Source organism: Bacillus sp. MBGLi79 (genome assembly GCF_002953915.1).
Genome location: NZ_CP026521.1, coordinates 3911680 through 3912968, shown reverse-complemented (window position 1 = coordinate 3912968; position 1289 = coordinate 3911680). Strand labels below are relative to the sequence as shown.

Genomic DNA, 1289 nt, shown 5'->3' with positions numbered 1-1289 from the left:
AGTGAATATTGATTTAATAATAGGGCTTGGTGTTGGTATCTTTTTAATTATTGGTGGAAATTCTATGCAGCTAGCAGACCAAAACCATCTTATTGGATTGAGGACACCTTGGACATTAAAAGATGAGACTGTTTGGAAACTGGGAAATCGCTTTGCCTCTAAAGTACTTGTAGTGTGTGGTTTTATAATAGCTGTTCTTTCATTTTTTACAGGAGAATTTATAATTCTTATTATGATTGTGCTAGTTCTTCTAGCATTAGTTATTTCAACACTAGCTTCATATCTTTATTACAAAAAATTAAACGGTTCAAGTTGAAAAAGTGTCTTGCGGAGCAATCCGCAAGACACTCAATTATAATGGATTATTGATGAATCAATTTTAGGGTTTTTGCAGCAGCCGCTTCTAAATCAGAATTATTAGAAGCTGAAGAGGAATATTTGGCAACGTATTTCCACACTGCAGTTGTTACCGCGGCAGCCGTTTGTAATGCAACTGCGTTAACGCCCACAACATATAAATATCCAGCTGCTACACAGACGGCATAAAGCCCACAAGATGGAGTAACTTTATCAGAAGAGTATTTTACGTTTTCATTTTTCTTAGCATATTTTTGGATAAGTTGGTCTGCTTTGGTCATATTTTCAATGAGTTTTTTAGGGTCTTTGCTGTCAATCGATTGTTTCAATTCATCCATATATTGTGGTTGATCTTTTTTTATAAATTTGACTACATCATTTACTAACTTTTTACCTTCTGTACTATTTGCCTCTTTTACGAGTTTAGGGTCCAAATCGTTTGAAATTAATTTACCAACTTCCCCTTGTCCAAATAAAAGTCCTCTAAAGTAATCTTCTCCAGAAAATGTATGGTTTTCTTTAGCAGATGTACTTGACTCCTTAGAGAGTCCTACTAATGAAAAAACCAACATCGTCACCATGGAAACAATCAATAGCCTAAGTAATTTACTTTTCAAATTATTATACCTCCATTAAGTTATTTCTCCATTATCTAAATGTTAGCTATGAAACAATTTTGTAAGAAACTTGACTGATTCACCTCCTATTCTTTTGAAATTTCTCTTTCCTTTTACATATATATATTTAAATAAAGGAGAACACCAATTCATAGTGATATTTTGTTGTACAGGATGCAGATATATAATTAATGCTGATATCATGATCAAGCCAAAACTTACAATACCAATGCTGAATATGATCCCAACATGAAATAATATTCCCAAAACAAGGGCAATTCTCTTTATTCTGATATTTGAAAAGTAAATTACTTA

General features: G+C 32.6%; 1 protein-coding gene and 2 pseudogenes. 1 reads left to right on the top strand and 2 read right to left on the bottom strand.

Going from position 1 to position 1289, the window contains the following annotated elements:
• A pseudogene (gene sdpI / locus C1T29_RS20015) lies at positions 1-316 on the top strand (immunity protein SdpI); the annotation flags it as partial.
• 46 nt (positions 317-362) lie between these two features.
• On the opposite strand, the gene sdpC reads toward sdpI, so the two are convergent.
• Together sdpC and sdpB are read right to left on the bottom strand one after the other, a co-directional pair.
• The gene (sdpC, locus tag C1T29_RS20010; protein ID WP_095431904.1) at positions 363-974 is read right to left on the bottom strand and encodes a sporulation delaying protein SdpC; all 612 of its coding nucleotides are present in this window, start codon (positions 972-974) and stop codon (positions 363-365) included.
• A gap of 42 nt (positions 975-1016) precedes the next feature.
• Positions 1017-1274, bottom strand: a pseudogene (sdpB, locus tag C1T29_RS20005) (sporulation-delaying protein SdpB); the annotation flags it as partial.
• Positions 1275-1289: the final 15 nt, after the last annotated feature.